The sequence below is a fragment of the Clostridium sp. genome, from assembly GCF_036643715.1.
GTDB lineage: Bacteria > Bacillota > Clostridia > Clostridiales > Clostridiaceae > Clostridium.
In genome coordinates, this window is record NZ_JAVXRL010000004.1 from 59,365 (window position 1) to 75,669 (window position 16,305).

General features: G+C 29.7%; 17 protein-coding genes. 6 read left to right on the forward strand and 11 right to left on the reverse strand.

From position 1 onward, the window contains the following. Window positions 1-118 precede the first annotated feature (118 nt). Window positions 119-1,318, forward strand: coding sequence for a threonine ammonia-lyase (ilvA, locus tag RSF37_RS02480; RefSeq protein WP_332562801.1), 1,200 nt, complete (start codon window positions 119-121; stop codon window positions 1,316-1,318). 51 nt (window positions 1,319-1,369) lie between these two features. On the opposite strand, the gene RSF37_RS02485 is transcribed toward ilvA, so the two are convergent. Then, window positions 1,370-2,146 carry a hypothetical protein gene (locus RSF37_RS02485; protein ID WP_332562802.1) on the reverse strand — a complete coding sequence of 259 codons (777 nt, stop codon included), beginning with the start codon at window positions 2,144-2,146 and terminating at the stop codon, window positions 1,370-1,372. Window positions 2,147-2,299: 153 nt separating this feature from the next. Between RSF37_RS02485 and RSF37_RS02490 the strand changes: the two genes are divergently transcribed. From RSF37_RS02490 to RSF37_RS02500, 3 genes are all read left to right on the forward strand, one after another. Next, window positions 2,300-2,917 carry a hypothetical protein gene (locus RSF37_RS02490; protein WP_332562803.1) on the forward strand — a complete coding sequence of 206 codons (618 nt, stop codon included), beginning with the start codon at window positions 2,300-2,302 and terminating at the stop codon, window positions 2,915-2,917. 78 nt (window positions 2,918-2,995) lie between these two features. Beyond that, window positions 2,996-3,409: a hypothetical protein gene (locus tag RSF37_RS02495; RefSeq protein WP_332562804.1), complete on the forward strand. Its 414-nt coding sequence runs from the start codon at window positions 2,996-2,998 to the stop codon at window positions 3,407-3,409. A 27-nt stretch (window positions 3,410-3,436) separates the two neighbouring features. Next, window positions 3,437-3,877 carry a hypothetical protein gene (locus RSF37_RS02500; protein WP_332562805.1) on the forward strand — a complete coding sequence of 147 codons (441 nt, stop codon included), beginning with the start codon at window positions 3,437-3,439 and terminating at the stop codon, window positions 3,875-3,877. Window positions 3,878-3,920: 43 nt separating this feature from the next. Here the strand turns inward: RSF37_RS02500 and RSF37_RS02505 are convergent, their stop codons facing one another. Continuing rightward, entirely contained in the window at window positions 3,921-4,376 is a 456-nt protein-coding gene (locus RSF37_RS02505) for a methylated-DNA--[protein]-cysteine S-methyltransferase (protein WP_332562806.1), read from the reverse strand. Window positions 4,377-4,392: 16 nt separating this feature from the next. Next, window positions 4,393-5,283, reverse strand: coding sequence for a patatin-like phospholipase family protein (locus RSF37_RS02510; protein ID WP_332562807.1), 891 nt, complete (start codon window positions 5,281-5,283; stop codon window positions 4,393-4,395). A gap of 234 nt (window positions 5,284-5,517) precedes the next feature. Between RSF37_RS02510 and RSF37_RS02515 the strand changes: the two genes are divergently transcribed. Then, a complete protein-coding gene (locus tag RSF37_RS02515; protein WP_332562808.1) occupies window positions 5,518-7,110 on the forward strand; it encodes an amidohydrolase in 1,593 nt (530 codons plus the stop codon). Window positions 7,111-7,169: 59 nt separating this feature from the next. Here RSF37_RS02515 and gloA2 read toward each other — a convergent pair whose 3' ends face one another. The 3 genes from gloA2 to RSF37_RS02530 form a co-directional block, all read right to left on the reverse strand. Next, the gene (gloA2, locus tag RSF37_RS02520; protein ID WP_332562809.1) at window positions 7,170-7,559 is read right to left on the reverse strand and encodes an SMU1112c/YaeR family gloxylase I-like metalloprotein; all 390 of its coding nucleotides are present in this window, start codon (window positions 7,557-7,559) and stop codon (window positions 7,170-7,172) included. A 21-nt stretch (window positions 7,560-7,580) separates the two neighbouring features. Continuing rightward, complete coding sequence (locus RSF37_RS02525; protein ID WP_332562810.1) at window positions 7,581-8,039, reverse strand: DUF1097 domain-containing protein; 459 nt, start codon at window positions 8,037-8,039, stop codon at window positions 7,581-7,583. Between the two features lie 172 nt (window positions 8,040-8,211). Continuing rightward, entirely contained in the window at window positions 8,212-9,777 is a 1,566-nt protein-coding gene (locus RSF37_RS02530) for a ClC family H(+)/Cl(-) exchange transporter (protein ID WP_332562811.1), read from the reverse strand. Between the two features lie 181 nt (window positions 9,778-9,958). Here RSF37_RS02530 and RSF37_RS02535 point away from each other — a divergent pair, with 181 nt between their 5' ends. Beyond that, window positions 9,959-10,591: a hypothetical protein gene (locus RSF37_RS02535; RefSeq protein WP_332562812.1), complete on the forward strand. Its 633-nt coding sequence runs from the start codon at window positions 9,959-9,961 to the stop codon at window positions 10,589-10,591. A gap of 120 nt (window positions 10,592-10,711) precedes the next feature. On the opposite strand, the gene RSF37_RS02540 is transcribed toward RSF37_RS02535, so the two are convergent. The 5 genes from RSF37_RS02540 to arcA form a co-directional block, all read right to left on the reverse strand. Next, window positions 10,712-11,167 (reverse strand): arginine repressor, encoded by a 456-nt coding sequence (locus RSF37_RS02540; RefSeq protein WP_332562813.1) that lies wholly within the window; start codon window positions 11,165-11,167, stop codon window positions 10,712-10,714. 84 nt (window positions 11,168-11,251) lie between these two features. Beyond that, window positions 11,252-12,196, reverse strand: coding sequence for a carbamate kinase (gene arcC, locus RSF37_RS02545; RefSeq protein WP_332562814.1), 945 nt, complete (start codon window positions 12,194-12,196; stop codon window positions 11,252-11,254). Between the two features lie 80 nt (window positions 12,197-12,276). After that, window positions 12,277-13,719 (reverse strand): arginine-ornithine antiporter, encoded by a 1,443-nt coding sequence (arcD, locus tag RSF37_RS02550; RefSeq protein ID WP_332562815.1) that lies wholly within the window; start codon window positions 13,717-13,719, stop codon window positions 12,277-12,279. 80 nt (window positions 13,720-13,799) lie between these two features. Beyond that, window positions 13,800-14,795, reverse strand: a complete 996-nt coding sequence (gene argF, locus RSF37_RS02555) for an ornithine carbamoyltransferase (protein WP_332562816.1) — start codon at window positions 14,793-14,795, stop codon at window positions 13,800-13,802. A 104-nt stretch (window positions 14,796-14,899) separates the two neighbouring features. Continuing rightward, window positions 14,900-16,141 (reverse strand): arginine deiminase, encoded by a 1,242-nt coding sequence (gene arcA, locus RSF37_RS02560; protein ID WP_332562817.1) that lies wholly within the window; start codon window positions 16,139-16,141, stop codon window positions 14,900-14,902. Window positions 16,142-16,305 lie beyond the last annotated feature (164 nt).

Here is a 16,305-nt window from a genome sequence, read left to right on the forward strand (position 1 = left end):
AATTTCAATTATAGGATTTTTTTCTACAAAAGTCTAAATATTTTTATAATTTTTTATTTTTCCTCTATTATGAAAATGATATAATGAATGTGAGAATATACAAAAGAGAGGTGTATTTATGCATTTAAATAATATTAAAGCTGCAAGAGAAAATATAAAAAATGTAGTAGTTAAAACTCCTTTACTACATAGCAATTTTTTCTCAAACAGAAATAATAACAATGTTTATATGAAATGTGAAAACCTACAACTTACAGGCGCTTATAAATTAAGAGGTGCTTTAAATAAAATGATGAGTCTAAGCGATGATGAAAAATCTAAGGGTGTCGTTTGTTCATCTGCCGGTAACCACGCTCAAGGAGTTGCTTATGCTGCAAGTCTTATGGGAATTAACGCAACTATTGTAATGCCAACTACCACCCCTTATTTAAAGGTACAATCAACTAAAGATTTGGGTGGAAATGTTATTTTACATGGTGATGTTTATGATGATGCATATAGTTATGCTAAAAGGTTAGAAGAAGAAAAGGGATATACATTCCTTCATCCTTTTAACGATATAGACGTAATTTATGGTCAAGGTACTATAGCACTTGAAATATTTGATGAATTAGAAAACGTTGACGCTATTATTTGTCCAATCGGTGGTGGTGGTCTTATTAGTGGTATATCATTAGCTGCTAAAGGGCTTAATCCGAATATTAAAATAATAGGTGTTCAAGCAGAAGGCGCAAATGCAATGGAAACTAGTTTCCACTTTGGAAAACTAACTCCACTTAGCTCTGTTAATACAATTGCAGATGGTATCGCAGTAAAATCTCCAGGTGATCTTACATTCTCAATAATAAAAGAGTATGTAGATGATATTATTACAGTAAGTGACGACGAAATAGTTGATGCATTTTTAGCACTTAATGAGAAACATAAACTAGTTGCTGAAGCTTCTGGCGCTGCATCACTTGCAGCACTTAATAAACTTAACTTTGAAAACAAAAATGTTGTTTCAATAATAAGCGGTGGTAACATTGACATGCTTACTATAACATCACTTATTAATAGTGGTTTAGTTTCTAGAGGAAGATTATTCTGCTTCTCAGTAGAACTTCCAAACATTCCTGGAGAACTTCATAGAATAACTCATATTCTAAGAGAAATAAATGCAAATGTTATAAAACTTGAGCACAATCAATTTAAGGCTGTAAATAAATTAAAGAATACTTTACTTGAGGTTACAGTTGAAACAAATGGATATGAACATATTAACAGAATTAAAAATAAATTTATAGCTGACGGATATTTAATACAACAACTGTATTAAAAGCCAAGAGAAGCCTCCAAATATTTGGAGGCTTCTCTATATTTAACTTAATTAATTTTTACTCTTACATTTAAGTCCACATGTCTCAAGCTTATCATCTAAACTTCTATAATCAAATGGATTATGAAGCATAGCTTTTACAAATAATTGTGGATATGCCTCTTTTAGATATCTCATATATCTACACCATATTTTTGTAAGTTGTTCATATGATACATTGAGATCTTTCTCTATATGATTATCATCACAACAATCACATATTAAATTATAATATCTATCATCAAATTCCTCTAATAAATGGAATAATGACATTAGTAAATCTGAAAATATTTCATGTTCCATTAAAGTTGGATTTCCTATAAATGAAATTAACATCTCTTTTTTACTTTTAAGGATATCTATAATTTTATCTAAATCTACTTTACTAACATCAACTGAAAACTGATGCTCTTTAATTGCATCTTCAAGCTCTTTAAACTCTTTTTTTCCCCATTCTTTATCAACAATAGCAAGGCTTGATAAATTTAAAATATGTCTATCACCCTTGGCAAGCTCTTCTAAAAGATCAGAACCAAATTCTGAGAAGAAAACGCCTTTTATCATATTAACCTTTTCCATATTATGAACTTTCTCACGATTTTCTAATAATCTCTCAATAACAAATGCAGTGAAAAAAACATCCATTGGAATAAATGCTATATCTGCAAATAAAAAGATTAAAGTGTGATGTAAGTCTCTAAATGTTATATAGTGCAGATAATGTAAGAAAATTGATAGTACAATTAACCCAATCCCAATTAGAATCGTCTCTTTTTTATGCTTATTCATAACTGTCTCCCACCTTACTCTCATATATCTTATCGATTTAGAATTATACACTATTTTCTACTTATTCTGCAAATTTTTCTGCTTATTATTTCAATACTTTGAATAAATTATTATGTTATAATATTGGAGAATATGACTTTAGGAGGGATAATTTTGAATAAGGAACTGAAGTTAAAAAAAATTGATGAATTAATCAAAGAATTATCTGATTATAAAAATGCTTTAGAAAAAGATGAAACTTATTTCTTTAGTGAAAAGCTAGATACACTTATATATAACAATGATAAAAACATGTCTGAATTATTTAACTTTAAAAATAATAAAATTAAAATAGAATATGGAGAATTCCATAAAGAAAAAGGGGAAACCCTTTTGATGACTAGATCAAATAAATTATTTGCAAGATACACTATAGACGGATATAAATTAACTGATGATGATGGAAATGTACTTATTAAATGTGATTATAATCTTCTTAAATTTTTACATGAAGTAGAATCAAAGTACATAATTGATGATAAATATATTTTAGAACTATGTAAACTTAATGAAAATAGAGAAGTAATTATAAATTTCATGAAGGATTTTAATTATACATCTATGCATGAATATCCAGGTGATTTAAGATTTGACTTTGATTACACTTACATATCATTTAAATATGACAACGAAGAAATAGAAGTAATTGATCCATCTTTAAGTTTATTTGATAAATTTAAGGAAGTATCTCCTCAAGCTGTGCTTAGTAGCATAAGCCCCTTATGTTTCTAGCCCTGCATTCAAATTTGTAGAATTTTTTTAAATATATCATATACTATTATATATTTTTTATTTCTATGAGGTGATTGTTTGACTGATGCAACTACTCTTATGGATGAGTTCTTTCGTAAATTGAGTTTAAATATTGCTAATGCTGAAATTCTTGGATCCACTTTATTAATATATGGATATTACGAATTTATAATTGCATCCAATCAAGATAAAAATATTACTTATGATGAAATGAATGGAATACAGCCTTCGTTAGATCCAACACTAACTTTAATATCTGGTGAAGAAAATATTACACTAGGTCTTATTATTTTAACTTTTGTTGCCTCTAAAAGGCTTTATTCATTAAAACTTAAAGGAACACAAAGTAATTTAGAGCCATACATAGAATTAGTCGACTCCTATGTTGTTAGCTCTATTGCTAATATAAAAAGATTAGAAGCATTAAATAAAATAGCAAAAATAAATGCTACCGGAGAAAGTTTTGTTTGAATAATTTTTTTATAATGGAGCAATTTTATGAAAGATGAGTCTACTAACACCAATTCTAATACAAATAACACTAGTGCTATTCCACAGGATGTCCAAAAGCAATTTTTACTAGAGGAACTTGAACTTGTTAATCTAGAGATATTTGCTACTCTTTTATTCATACTTTCTAGCTATTATTATTTGGAAGCTAGTCTAATAGGTAAAACTATAGTACTAGATAAATTAAATGATATACCAGATGATTTAGATCCAGTTGCTTTAATTGATGCAGGAGAAATCTTTTCAATTGAAGGTCTATTAATTTTCACAATAATATCTTATAGAAGATCGGCTCTTGAGATGAGACGAAATAACCCTAACTTAGATATATTTAATGAAATATCCACAAGTTACATGGTAACTCTATCTGCCGCCTTAGTTAGAGTTAGTGATAGGGCAGTTCTTAGAAATGTCATTCCAGACTTTTAAAAAAGGATTATTTAATATAAATATTAAATAATCCTTTTTTTATTTATTTTTCTAAATCCAAAAGAATTTTCTTCACACTTAATCCACCCAAGTATCCTGTTAAATTACCATTGCTCCCAACAATTCTGTGACATGGTATAAATATAGGAATTGGATTTTTATTACATGCCATTCCTATAGCTCTAGCTGATTTTGGTCTTCCAATCTTTTCTGCTAATTCCTTATAAGATAACGTTTCTCCATATGGAATTTTACATAATTCGCTCCAAGCTTCTTCCATAAATTCCGTTCCCATTGGCTTTAAAGGAAGTTTAAAGCTTTTACGAGTTCCATTTAAGTACTCTTTTAATTGGATTGAAGCTTCTTTTATTAATTCAGTTTCAAAAACCTCTTCCTTTTTATAACTCATATCATTATCAAAATAAACCTTATTTATGAATCCCTCTCGTTCCTCTATTCCAATCTTTCCAATCTTTGTTTCATAAAAAAATATAGCCATAACCTTATATTATCCTTTAAACAATTTTCTTTATCCAATTATAAAACTTATATAACTTAGGATACTTTTCATGTTCTTCTCTCTCATGCTTTAACCTAGTCATTATCATAATTGGCTCTAAAAGACCCATGGTGTCATCATATCCTTCTTTTATCCTTACTCTTTTTGATTCAGTATCTAAATTTAATGTTCCTTTTAGTGTACTTTCATTTAATTTTTTTGGTGCTAATTCTAATATTTTAGTATTAGGATAAAGAGACTTGTCAACAGTTTCATCTTTAGATAATAGTACTACGATTATTATGTCGCAATTTTCTCCATACACAGGTTGAATTGGAGTATTATCTGCTACTCCCCCATCTATATACCTTTCTCCTAAAACTTCAGTACAATCGTATATCATAGGTAGTGATGCAGATGCTACTATCATTTCTTTAGCAACCATATCATCATAATCATTTATCCTAAAATACTTTGCATTAAGTGATGGAATCTCTGTACAAGCTGCATAACATATTTTTTCACGCTCTTTAACTTTATTAACATCTAAATATGTCTCAATTATTTCTCTTGCTCCGTCTTTTGGAACTCCACCTTCTTCAAGCTTTTGAAGCATATATTTTTTTGCTAAATTCAAATGACGACCTCCAATTGCAAGTTCAAGACCTCTTTTAATAAGTTCAAACTTACTTATCGGAACCAGCTTGTCCATAGTAACCTCATCCCATAACTTCTCTGCTGCCACCATATCATCTTGAGCAAATAAAATAGCATTAAACGCTCCTATAGAGGTACCTGCAAAAACGTCTATGTATTTATCTAGTTCTAAGTCTTTAAGCGCTTTCCATACCCCAAGTTCATAAGCACCCTTTCCGCCACCACCTGATAATACTAATCCTATTTTCATATAAATCTCCTTTTTTAAAACTTAATAAGTTTTTTAACTTTTACTATATACAAGTATATCATAAATGCCCTATTTCTTTATATTAAAATAGTATGGTACTTTTTGTATTCAATAATATTTTTCATCAAAAATTTAATATTAATTCACCAAATAATAAGTATATTCACCTATTATACGTGTGATTCATTGCAAATTTATGGTATATTATTGTAAATGATTAAGGGAGGAACTTTTATGAGAAAACTATTTTTTAACGGTGATATTTTAACTATGGAAAATATACTTTATGTAGATGCAATACTTATTGAGAATGGAATAATAAAAGATATCGGTATTAAAGATGAGCTTATATCCCTTTATGGCACTGACTTAGAATTAATTGATTTGAAAGGTAAAACTCTAATGCCTTCCTTCATTGATCCACATAGTCATATAACTGCATTCTCAAATACTCTTGCTTTTGTTTCTTTAACATCTGCAAAAAATTTTGATGATATTATAAAGAAAATAAATGATTTTAAAAATTTAAAAAATTTAAAAGAGGATGAGTTAATTGTTGGTTTTGGATATGATAATAACAATTTAGTTGAAAAGGAACACCCAACAAAAGATGTGTTAGACAAATCTTCTCTTACTAATCCAATAATAATTGTTCATGCTTCTGGTCACATGGGAGTATTAAACTCACTAGCACTAACAGAACTTCATATTAGTGATGAAACAAAAAACCCTAAAGGCGGACGAATTGGAAGGTATGATAATTCAAATGAACCTAATGGTTATTTAGAAGAAAATGCCTTTATTAATTGCTCTAGAGCTATAACACCTCCTTCTTTAAAAAATTTAAATAAATTACTTCTTGAAGCTCAAAATATTTACTTAAGCTACGGTATAACTACAGCTCAAGATGGTATGGTAAATGAATCTGAATTCAAACTTTTAAAGTATGCATCTGATAAAAATGATCTTAAAATTGATGTTATCGGTTATGTTGATTTAAAAAATAGTCCTGAGCTTACAAAGAATAATCCTAAGTACTTAAAAAAATATTTTAATAGGTTTAAAATAGGTGGATATAAAATTTTCTTAGATGGATCTCCCCAAGGACGAACAGCCTGGCTTACTAAACCTTATGAAAATGGTCCTTCAGATTACTACGGATATCCAATATATGATAACTTAGAAGTAGTAGATTTCATTAAAACAGCTTTAAGTGAAAACATTCAGCTTTTATCTCACTGTAATGGTGATGCTGCTTGTGATCAGCTAATTAATTGCTTTTATGAGGCTAAAGATTCATTTAATAAACCTAAAAATATAAAGCCTGTTATGATTCACGCACAGACTGTTAGATATGATCAATTAGATAGAATGAATGAAATAAATATGATACCATCATTTTTCACTGCCCACACATACTACTTTGGTGATGTTCATATTAAAAACTTAGGACGAGATAGAGCATTTAGAATTAGTCCTGCTAAAAGTGCTTTAAATAAAAAAATTACTTATACTTTCCATCAAGATACACCAGTTATACTTCCTAATATGCTTGAAACTGTATGGTGCGCTGTTAATAGAATTAGTAAAGATGGTGTAGTAATTGGCGACTTTGAAAGAATTTCACCTTTAGATGCTCTTAGAGGCATTACTATAAATGGAGCTTATCAATATTCAGAAGAAGATTTAAAAGGATCTATAAAAATTGGAAAACTTGCTGATTTAGTTGTTTTAGATAGAAATCCACTAAAAGTAGATCCAATTGAAATAAAAAATATAAACGTATTAGAAACAATAAAAGAAGGGGTTACCCTTTATAAAAAATAGTTTACTAGTTACAAAAAAAGTTTAAAAGTATTTATGTTTTAAATACTTTTAAACTTTTCTTAATTATTAATTTCATAAAGTTCAATAGGAAGACCATCTGGATCTTCAAAAAAGGTAAACTTACAATTAGTAAATTCATCGATTCTTATATCTTCAGTCGTAACACCTTTAAAGTTAAGCTCCTTAACAGATTCATTAATATTATTAACTACTAGTGCTAAATGTCTAAGTCCACAAGCTTCTGGATAGCTTAATCTTTCTGGTGAACCATTAAATGAAAATAATTCTATCTGACTATTTGAAACTCTTAAATCTAACTTATAAGAATCTCTTTCTTTTCTGTACACTTCTCTAATTACTTCTAGCCCTAGTATTTCAGTATAAAATCTTTTAGATTCTTCATAATTTGAGCATATTATCGCAGCATGATGAATTCCTTTAAACTCCATAAAACACCTCTTTAATCTGAATTATATTTCTTTTTTTCTTGTAAGTAGACTTAAGAAAGTTCCTCCAAGATCTGAGAAGTGACCAAGGAATCCTCCACATATTAAAGAAATGATTACAAGCCCCCAGGCTCCATTTGATCCAAATGTAGCACAAGCACCACAGAATGCTCCTGGAATAAATTCCAAAGGCTTAGCCTTTGCTTGTATACACATTACAAATGAAAAAAAGCCTGTTAGTATGTATGAAATATATGTCCCCCCAATATATTTTGTTCCAAGTATAATACACATGGCCCAAAGTACTCCTGACATATTGGCATAAAGAGATTTTTTTAATCCCTTAAATTTACCACCTGATGCAAAGTAACTTGTACACCCTATAAATCCTACCCATGTTATAAGCCCGAGTGATGCACTAATCCATGCCCAAACACCTGATAAAATTCCAACACTAATAGCAACAGCTGTAAATAGTTCCATATTATTACCTCCTTTGTTTTTAGCAATTTCATTATTTTATCTTATGTAAAAATTTTTATCTCTTACTGTAAATGTATCGTATTTAAGATTTTTTTGCAAGATTTTAATACAATTAAAAGAAAGGTATAGAAATACTTTTTGTAGTTTTTCTATACCTTAAATTATTTACTAATTATGTTTGAACTGATTCACACATCTTTTCAAGTTCTGCTCTTAATATAGTTTCTGAATTTCTATCAACTAATACAGTAATATAGTCTCCTGAGTGTACGACTGTATCTCCATTTGGTATTATTTTAGTTCCTTCTCTTTCTATATAAACAACTAAAGAATCATCAACTAATTTAATATCTTTTAGCTTTCTTGAAACTATTGGAGCCCCAAGTTCTACAATATAATTAACCATTATTTTTTCCATACATGCTTTGTCACACGCATAACTTTTAGACTTAATCCTTCTATTAAGAAGTGATTCATAAATTGGTTCACATCTGCATAGCTCTGCAACTAAATATGCTATACCGCATACAACAGCAAGTGGACCAAGCTGTGCTATTGAGCCACTCATTTCACATACAAGCACAAGGCCTGTTATAGGCGCTCTTACTATAGATGAAAACATTCCTGCCATAGCTAATAATATAAAGTTTGTAATGTATACACTATCAATTTGTAGTATATTCACAGATACTTGTCCAAATACAACTCCAATTAATGCCCCAAGTGTTAAAAGTGGAAATAATATTCCTCCTGGTGTATCTGATGCAAAACTAACCATAGAAAATATAAATTTAAATACTAATAGTATTAATCCCATTTTAAGAACCATACCATCTACTAATATTTTATTTATTAATGGATTTCCTCCACCAAGCACTTCTGGAAGAAATAATCCAAATACCATTGCACATACAAATGGTATCATCATTCTTATTCTTAACTTCACTTTAAGTTTCTTATATAAATCTTGAGTTTTTAGTAATGTTTTATTATATATAACGCCTCCAAAACCTGCTATTATCCCAAGCAATATAAGTAAAAGATAATATTTAGCGGGTATATTAGTAAGTTTCTCAACATGTAATATAGGCTTTGATCCAAAGAAGCTCCAAGTAACTAAATCTGCACTTACAGCTGCTGCTATTGTTGGTAATAAAATCAGTGGAGAAAAATCTTTATTTACTTCTTCAAGAGAAAACATTACCCCTGCAAAGGGTGCATTAAATGCAGCTGCAAGCCCAGCTCCAGCTCCACTTGATATTAAATATCTCTCCTCTAACTTTATTTTATTACATACTTTACTATAGAAATTTCCAACACTTGCACCTAATTGGATTGATGGACCTTCTATCCCTAGAGATAATCCTGAACCTATAGCAAGAACACCTCCAATGAATTTTGTAACCATTATTTTAAGTGGGTTTTTTATATCAAAATATCCTGTAAGAGAACCTTCGATTTGCGGTATACCACTACCGCTTATCATAGGATTCTTCTCTACCATAATTCCAACTATGTATCCAATAAACATTAATACTATTATTCCAATTATTATGTAAATCTTGTTCGTTTCCATGAAGTCATATGCTTGAATAGTATATTTACCTATAAATTCTAATAAGAGTCTATACAATGAAACAATAAGACCCGATATTGCTCCAACTAGTGCACTTTCTATAACTACTCGAACTCTTAAGTTGTTTATAAACTTAAACTCTTTAGCAGTTTCATTATCCATTGTTATCTTCTCCTTTCATATTATATTGTCTATATCATTATATATCGTACAATTCTAATTACACAAAGACTATACTATTAACTTCCCCTTAATATTTAGTGAATAACTTTCCATTTATGAATACTGAGCCTCCCTTATGGTAAAAATAAACTATTACATTAAAATGTGGAGGTATCTCATTATGAAAAATAATTTTATAACAATAAATTCTTCCCTTATAAATGAAGCTAGCGAAGTTATTTCAAAAGAATTTCAAAATTCCCCTTTCTTTAAATATTTATTTGAAGATAAAAATGTACGATTAACTATTCTTCCTTATATTTTTAATAACTTGCTAAATGTTTATAAATCCATAGGAACTACATATATAACTTCAATTAATGTCGAAGGTACATTTTCCTTAGTTAATTTTAATTCTGCAAATCACCATTTGTCTTTTTATGAATCTTTAATAAAAGGTATTTCTAATGATATATCTATTTTAAAAACTATTGACTTAAAGGAAACAATAAATAATTTATCAAAAGCTAAGGAGACTTTATTAAGTGTTAAAGACTTTATCAAAGATTATAATAATTATTTATTTTTATCTTCTATAGGTTTAAATTATAGTAGTGAAACAGATAGAATCCAGTTTTTAAATGATATGATTAATTTTTGCATAGAACAAAGTAAAAGTTTAAACATACCACTTCTTGTAGAAACAGAAACATATGAGATGGTTAAATTATATGTTTCTCATGGTTTTATATTAAAGAAAGAATTTAATATAAAAGGTACCTCAGTAGCTATATTTTTATTACAATATTCATAAAACAAAAAAGATAGGCTTATCCATTGGTATTGGAATAACCTATCTTTCTCTAGGGTTATATTTTATTATGTTTGGTGTCTATAATTACTACCATATATCAGTAATAATATACAAAAATACTTAGATTCTTAAATCATTTAGTCCCTTAAAAACTTGTTTGCAGGCTTCACAATTCGCACATAGAATTAATACATTATTATTTTTAGCAACCGTTCCACGTATTCTTTTGTCATCTAATCTATCTATTAGTTCTCCAACAACTGCGGCCATTCCTTTTAATGTCCTTATTGATATGAAATATTCTTGTATAAAGATACTTATAACTGCATCCTCAAATATAGTTTTAAACTTTTTTGCAACATTATCTTCTGTAGCTAGTATGTATTTTGATTGTTTGTTTTCTAATGATTTTCTAATTATATGCATTTCTTTTAAGTCGCGTGATAATGTTGACTGAGTCACATTTATACCTAAATGTTTTAATTTAAAAACTAACTCCTCTTGTTTTCCTATATCTTCACTTTGGATTATATTAATTATAGCCTCTCTTCTTCTTTTCTTTAATTCATTCTCCATAATAATCTCCCCTTACTATTCGTAAAGTATTATCTTTATAGATGCTAAACTAAAGACATTAACTTTAGCTTAGCATCTTAAAAATTATTTAACTATTTTAGTTCCTGATTTTCCGTCTAAAGCATCGTTAGCTCTGCAAAGTGATGCAATTATTGCTTCTTTATTATCAGCTGATTGTACAAACTTTTTACAAGCTTCAACCTTTGGAAGCATACTGCCTGGTGCGAACTGTCCTTCTTCTATATATTTATTTACCTCTTCTATATCAATTTCTTTTAATTCTTTTTGATTTGGTTTATTATAATTTACACATACTCTATCAACAGCTGTAAGTATTAATAGAACATCTGAATCTAATATTTCAGCTAGCTTTTCAGCTGCAAAGTCTTTATCTATAACAGCTGGCACTCCAATAAGTTCGTCCCCATCTTTAACTACTGGAATTCCGCCTCCGCCGCAAGCGATAACTATAAAACCATCATCAACCATTGTCTTTATTGCATCTTTTTCAACTATATCAACTGGCTTTGGTGAAGCAACTACTCTTCTATATCCTCTTCCAGCATCTTCTTTCATTACATATCCTTTATCTTTTTCTAAAGCTTCTGCTTCTTCTTTTGTATAAAATGATCCTATTGGTTTAGTAGGATTTTCAAAAGCTTTGTCATTTTTATCTACAACTACTTGTGTTACAACAGTCTCAACTGACTTCTTTATATGTCTTTTATTTAATTCTTCTGAGATTGAATTTTGTAGATGATATCCAATGTAACCTTGTGAGAAAGATCCTACAACGTCAAATGGGAATAATGTATTGTTATGATCACTTTGATAAGCAGCCTCAAGACTTGCTAGTATTTGTCCAACTTGTGGTCCGTTACCATGAACTATAGATACTCTATGACCAGCCTCAATTAAATCTACTACTGATTTTGCTGTCTTTTTGCAAGTCTTTAATTGACCTTCTGCACTTTTATCTTTTGGATCTGCCTGTAATGCGTTACCGCCTAATGCTAAAACTATTTTCATCTTTTGTTCCTCCTTATGCTATCTAATAAAATATATTATCTAACTTCTTAGTTTCATCTTTAGTTTAATGTAATTTGTCTTTAAATTGTTATTGTTCCATTTGCAAGTAATACTATTGCTATAATTGCTATAACAATTACAGCTATTGCAATACCAAGCTCTTTGCCTTTAAACACCTTTTCATTTCCATTATTTTGCTTTTTAGCAATGTAATAGAATATTATTCCTACTGCATATAAAATAAAGCATAATAATAAGTATTTTAATCCTGCTGCATAGCATAACCATATTGCATATACAGTTGCTATTGTTGCGCAGATTTTATCTCTTGTTCTTCCTTGAGGGTTAGTATCATATGTTTCCCCTGTTATTGTTAATTTTAAACCATACATAGCACTTAACAAGTAAGGCACAAGTATTGCTGTACTTGCAACTGAATATAATGCTTGATAAGTACTGCTTGCCACTAATGTTAGTATTAAAAATACTTCTACTAAAAGATTTGTAATTATTAGTGATGCAGCTGGTGCTCCATTTTTATTTGTCTTTGCAAATATTTTTGGTAGTGCTCCATCCTTTGCAGCTACAAAAGGAATTTCAGCACATAATAATGACCAACCAAGTAATGATCCAAATAGTGATACTATTAATCCTAAATTAATAAGTACCGCACCCCATTTACCAACCGCAAATTCTAATACGTAAGCCATTGATGGGTTATCTAGTCCTGCAAGGTGTACTCTGTTCATAACACCTATAGACATTAATGATATTAAAAGATATATACATAAAGTTCCTATTAATCCAATTACAGTTGCTTTACCAACATCACTTTGTTTCTTAGCTCTACCTGATACAACTACTGCACCTTCAATACCTATGAAACACCATAATGTTACTAGCATTGTGTTTTTAGATTGTTCAAGTACACTTCCAAGGTCTGTTGAACCCCAGAATTCGAAAGTAAAGTTATGTAAATTGAAAGCAAATATAGCTGCAACTATAAATACACAAATAGGTACTAATTTCGCTATTGTTGTTATTAAGTTTACTAGCGCTGCTCCACTTACACCTTTTAGAATTAATGCTGTAAAAGCCCAAACTAATATTGATGCTCCAATTATTGATGCTAGATTATTACCTTCTCCAAATATTGGTGCAAAATATCCTATAGCACCAAATAATAGTACTGAGTATGAAACATTACCAATCCAAGCACTTAACCAATATCCCCATGCTGAATTGAATCCTATGTAATCTCCAAAACCCGCTTTTGCATAACTATATACACCACCGCTTAGTTCTGGCTTTCTATTTGCTAGTGATTGATAAACAAAGGCAAGTGCTATCATACCAATCCCTGTTATAATCCATCCTAAAATAATTGCGCCTGTTCCTGCTCCTCTTGCCATATCTGATGGTAAGTTAAATGCTCCTCCACCAATCATAGATCCAACTATTAAAGCTGCTAAAGAAGCAAACCCAAGATTCTTTTGTTCTCCAGTTGATTGTTGCTCTGACATTGTAATCACTCCCTATTCAGTTTATTTTTAGAATAATTTAGTCGGCTATTACTCTAATAGCCGACTATTTATTTTGATAATTACTTTCCTGCTGTTGCAACCATCACGGCTTTTATAGTATGCATTCTGTTTTCAGCTTCATCAAATACTACTGAATTTCTGCTTCTAAATACTTCGTCTTCAACTTCTCTTATATCAAGACCAAGTCTCTTTTCTATATCTACAGCAACTTCTGTATCTTCATCATGGAATGATGGAAGACAATGCATGAATAATGTATTCTTGTTTCCTGTTTTATTCATCATTTCTCTTGTTACTTTATATGGAGTTAATAATTTAACTCTTTCAGGATATAAACCTTCGTCTTCTCCCATTGATACCCATATATCTGTGTAGATAACATCTGCGCCTTTTACTGCTTCTTCAACGTTATCTGTAAATTCAATTGTTGCTCCTGTTTGTTTTGAGTATTCTTGCATTTCTTTTATTATAGCTTCATCTGGTGCTAATGATTTAGGTCCAAGTGCTACAAAGTGCATTCCTGTTTTAGCTGCACCATACATTAATGCATAACTCATGTTGTTTCTTGTATCTCCTGTGAATACTAATTTAATTTCACTAAGTGGTTTATGAGCATGTTCTTCTATTGTAAGGAAATCTGCAAGTATTTGTGTTGGATGGTCTGCATCTGTAAGTCCATTCCAAACTGGTACTCCTGCATATTTAGCTAGAGCTTCAACTGTTGATTGTTTGTATCCTCTAAATTCTATACCATCATACATTCTTCCAAGTACTTTAGCAGTATCTTCGATTGATTCTTTCTTTCCCATTTGAGAATTTGTTAAGAATGTTACGTGAGCTCCTTCTTCAGCTGCTCCACATTCGAAAGCACATCTTGTTCTTGTTGATGATTTTTCAAATAATAGTACTACATTCTTACCTTTTAAACTATCACCTAATATTCCAGCTCTTTTCTTAGCCTTTAAGTCATGTGATAAATCTAATAAATATCTAACCTCGTCTGGTGTAAAATCCTTTAATGTTAAAAAACTTCTTCCTTTTAAATTAACTGCCATTTTAATTTCCTCCTTAGTTTTTACCCTAAGTGTTTGTTCTTTCATATTTATAAAGAAAGAACAAACACTAAAAGTAATTTTTTATATTTAATCTTCTTTATTAACTATTTTAAATCTTCTCTTATTAGTGGCATTGACATACATCTTGGGCCACCTCTACCTCTTGATAATTCAGATGATGGAATTACATGAAGTTTTATTCCATAGTCTTCTAATATTTTATTAGTTACATAGTTTCTTGAGTAAACTATAACTTCACCTGGTGCTATTGCAAGAGTGTTTGAACCATCATTCCATTGTTCTCTTGCTGCGATTATTTCATCACCGCCACCACATTTAATTAAAGTAACTTTTCTATCAAGATACTTACTTAAAATATTTTCTAATGTATCAACTTCTTTTACAGTTTTAAGTGCTCCTTCATTATCTGGATCTTTTGTTATTGCATAAACATTTAAAGGTCCTACAATTCCTGGATGAACTGTAAATTTATCATAATCTACTTGTGTAAATACTGTATCTAAATGCATAAATGCTCTAGTTGCAGGTATTTGGAATGCAAGTATTGTTTTGAATGTTACATCTTTATTGAATAATAGTCTCTTAGCTAATTTTTCTACTGAAGCTGAATCAGTTCTTTGTGAAATACCAACTGCTACAGTATCTTTTGATAATATTAATTCATCTCCACCTTCAATTGAAGTGTTTTCATCTCTGTTAAACCAGAATGGAACATCTTTATCTTTGAATCTTGGATGATGCTTAAATATGTATTTAGCAAAAATTGTTTCTCTATTTCTAGTTTCTGTTCTCATATGGTTTAATGTTATACCATGTCCAATTGTTGCAAATGGGTCTCTTGTAAAATAAAGATTTGGCATTGGATCACAAACAAATGGATAAGTGCTGTTTACTAAGTCATATAAAGAATCTCTATGGTATTCTTTAAGTTCTTCTTTTCTAACCCCTGCCATCATTTTATCTACCATTGCTTTATTATTAAAGCTTAGGAAATATTTAATTAAGGCTTCTCTTAAAGATTCACTTTCAACTCCAGCCTCATCTATAAATTCATTTATAAATTCTTCTTTTACTTTTTCATTAGTTTCTATTGCTTCTGCTGCAAGAACTTCTAAGTAAAGTACTTCTACACCTGCATCTCTTAATGTTTGTGCAAATACATCATGTTCTTCTCTCGCAATTTTTAAATAAGGAATATCGTCAAATAATAATCTGTCTAGTAGGTCTGGTGTTAAATTTTCTACTTCTTCTCCTGGTCTGTGTAATAAAACAGTTTTTAATTTACCAATTTCTGAAGTTACATTTAAAGCTCTATTTTCCATCATATTATCACTCTCTTTCTCTTTAGTATTTTTTTTTGTAAACATGTCCGTGGGGTCAATCGCTATTGATTAGTGGTGCTTACAGTTGTTATTATATTAACTATTTTAAACGCTTTCAAGACAGTATTTACCATTAAATGTATAGGTTTTTTCAACTTTATTCATTA